Annotated in this window: 3 protein-coding genes; all 3 read left to right on the top strand. The window is 46.4% G+C overall.

All coding sequences use genetic code 11. The features are described from left to right. Window positions 1-575: formylglycine-generating enzyme family protein (locus HMPREF9449_RS03895; protein ID WP_009135926.1), on the top strand; the 575-nt coding region annotated here is incomplete at its 5' end. Window positions 576-674: 99 nt separating this feature from the next. Next, a complete protein-coding gene (locus HMPREF9449_RS15800; RefSeq protein WP_009135927.1) occupies window positions 675-1,853 on the top strand; it encodes a hypothetical protein in 1,179 nt (392 codons plus the stop codon). A gap of 11 nt (window positions 1,854-1,864) precedes the next feature. Continuing rightward, on the top strand, window positions 1,865-3,417 hold a 1,553-nt coding region (locus HMPREF9449_RS15805), incomplete at its 3' end, for a PEGA domain-containing protein (protein ID WP_009135928.1).

Genomic DNA, 3,417 nt, shown 5'->3' on the forward strand with positions numbered 1-3,417 from the left:
AACCAGTTCATGAGGTAACGTTAAGTGATTATTATATGGGGAAGTACGAAGTGCGGCAATCGGAATGGGAGGCAGTTATGGGTAATAATCCTTCTGGTTTTAAGGGTGCTGATTTACCAGTAGAGCAAGTGAGTTGGGAAGATTGTCATGAATTTATTGGGAGATTGAATGCTTTGACGGGCTTAAGTTTTAAATTGCCGACGGAGGCCCAATGGGAGTACGCTGCGCGTGGCGGCAATTTGAGCAAAGGTTATAAATTTTCGGGGAGTAATGATCTGGAGGAGGTAGGTTGGTATGGGAGTAATTCCGGGAATTATACGCATAGGGTAGGTGAGAAACAGCCGAATGAGTTGGGTTTATACGATATGAGTGGTAATGTATGGGAATGGTGTGAGGACAAATATGGAGAGTATAATATTACTTCTCAGAGCGATCCGTTAGGAGCTGCTAAAGGTTCTCAATGGGTATACCGCGGTGGTTGCTGGTGTTTTGAAGCCAGTTATTGCCGTGTCTCATTCCGCGCTCACGATCCGGGCAATCGTTATTACAGTGTTGGTTTACGGTTAGTATTATAAAATCCAGAAAGGAAAGGGAACACGGATGTTTGAAGTTTAAAACCTTTGTAAAACCGGAAAGAAAGGTGGAATACAAACCTTTAAAATAAGTCCTTTTTTATGAAATATATTTTAGGAATATTATTGTTGATTATCGGCTTTGTATCAGAAGCTCAGCGACTTTCAGTGCAATCATTCCGGAAGTTGGAGAATGATCTTTCGGCTCGGGGGAGTGAGGGGCGTACGGACCAGAACGGAGATCGTTGTGCGATCATTAAGATTGTAACGACGGAGAGGAATTTTGTGTTTGAACCGGATGCTCTGGGAACGATGGGGACAGAGCAGAAAACAGGGGAGATTTGGTTGTATGTGCCGTATGGAGCGAAACGGCTGACGATCAAGCATCCCGTATACGGGATATTACGCGACTATATGTATTCCGAACAGATCGATAAAGCATGCGTGTATGAATTGGTATTGAATACGACGCGGGTTCTTGTTGCTCCGGAGACAAGCCGTCGCTGGAAGGAAGACGATGTAGATTTTTCCAGTCTTCCCCAGTTGAATTATAATTTTCAAACTTCTCCTTTTATTGTGGGGGACCAGGCCTACGTATTGTTTACTTTGCGGAAAACTTCCGCTTCTTATACAAGATCGATTCATGCAAAAGATGAAGAACAAAGTCGTTTTTTAGGGAGGACGGTACGTAAATATTATCATATCAAAGCCCATAAAGAGACTGTGTCGGTGGCCGGATTTTATAAATACGATTTTCTGTTGAAGAAGTGGTTGGATTGTACTCCTCCTCCTTACCGGACTTATACGGTAGAAATATCCGAAAATCCTAGTTTTTCTTTGGGAAGAAGTGGGTCGGATTTCGGTTTAGAGGCTATCGGGAATTTTATCTTTACCCTGAAGCGGGATTATGTATATCATCCGCCCTTTGACAAATGGCTTACCGTACCGACGACTTTTGAGCAGTCTTATCTGGTCCGGGATAAAATTATCAAGTGTTCAGCGGATGAGAACAGCATGTATTTGATCCATATCTACAATCCGGCAGAAAACAGCTTGGTGCTGGCTGAGGCCATTCCCCAGAAAAAGGGCTTTATTTCCAAAATTTCTGTTGTCGCCGATCAGGTGTATTTTGTGATCAGTCCGGAGAACCGGAAAAAGATAGCTCTTACGCAGGTATATCTGATTGATTTGGATCAGGAAAAAGTAGAGGAGATTTCTGAAAAAAATGTCTCGTTTTTTTACAAAGTACTGGAAACTTCAGCTGATGGTTATAAATTATAAGTCGTTTACAGATGAAATTTTTATTATTTGTCATATTGGTTATGAGTGTTTCTCTGGCCGAGGCCCAGCAGCTTTCCGTGAAGTCATTTCGGAAGTTGGAAAATGACCTTTCGGCTCGTGGGAGTGAGGGGCGTACGGATCAAAATGGGGATCGCTGTGCGATTATCAAGATTGTAACGACAGAAAGCGGATTTGATTTTGATCCGGATGCCTTGGGAAGTATGGGAAGTATACAAAAGAAGGGAGAGATTTGGTTGTATGTACCTTATGGAGCGAGGCGTTTGACGATCCGGCATGCTCAATTGGGGATGTTGCGGGATTATGCCTATCCGGAGCGGATCGAAAAGGCTTGTGTCTACGAGTTGGTGCTGACGACGGGTCGGGTAAGGACGGTTGTAGAGGAAGAGATCGGCGGACAATGGCTGGTGCTGACGACGGAGCCGGAGGAGGCGATGGTTTATATCGATGAGGTATACGAGGCTGGGGAATCTGGTCGGGTGCAGAAGTTTTTGCCTCTGGGGCGTCATGCGTACCGGGTGGACTACGCCTTGTATCATCCGGAGGCGGGCCAGGTAGAGCTTATTTCCGGAGAGCGTACGGAGTTGAAGGTTCGTTTACGTCCGGCTTTCGGCTATGTGGAGGTAACCTCGGAACCTGAATCCGGGGCGCGGGTGTTGATTGACGGGGAAGAAGTTGGAGAGACTCCTTATCGGAGTGATCGTTTAAAGAGCGGAGAACACCGTATCGAGGTGTTGAAGGCGATGTATGCACCGGCTTCGCAGATGGTTACAGTAACAGATGGGCATACGTTGCCTGTACGGATGCAGCTGTCGGCTAATTACGGAACCCTGACTTTTCAGACGGATGCATCTTCAGAGATCTGGATCAACAATGAGAAAAAGGGAGAGGGCTCCTGGAGCGGCCGATTGAATGCGGGTATGTATATCTTGGAAGTGCGCCGTCCCTTTCATCGCTCGGTGCGTCAATCCTTGGAGGTGAAAGCCGGGGAAGTCCGTACGTTATCTTTGGGCAGTCCGGAGCCTATCTATGGGATCTTGAATATTTCCAGCAGTCCCGGGGATGCTGAGATTTGGATTGACGGTCGTTCCTACGGAACGACGCCGCGCATCTTAAAAGATATTCTGATCGGGGAACATACATTGGAGTTAAAGAAAGAAGGTTGTGCAAGGGTATCTCAGCTTATCAGTGTAGAGGAGGGAAAAGTTTTACCGGTTCATCTGACTTTATCTTCGGGCCGTAGTGTAACCCTTCAAACGGATCGGGAAGGAGATATTTTGTATGTGGACGGAAAGCGGATGGGTGTTTCTCCGCAGAGGCTGGAGTTATCGTACGGCATCCATACAATTCGCGCCGAGCGGGGGGAACAGCATACGGAAGAGGAGCTAGAGGTAACGGAAACGGGAGGAGAAACTGTAGTAACTTTGGGCTTTGGTTTATTGTCTCAGATACATTGGTCCTCTTCGGTGACGCCCAAGCAGAAGGAGATATTGAGTCGTTTGGTTGGGAATATGGTTCAGGTGGAGGGAGGTCGTTTTCAGATGGG

Source organism: Odoribacter laneus YIT 12061 (assembly GCF_000243215.1).
Taxonomy (GTDB): Bacteria; Bacteroidota; Bacteroidia; order Bacteroidales; family Marinifilaceae; genus Culturomica; species Culturomica lanea.

What these genes read in the sequence shown, in the direction of transcription:
- HMPREF9449_RS15800 (WP_009135927.1), top strand. Translation starts at nt 675, where the DNA reads ATGAAATATATTTTAGGAATATTATTGTTGATTATCGGCTTTGTATCA.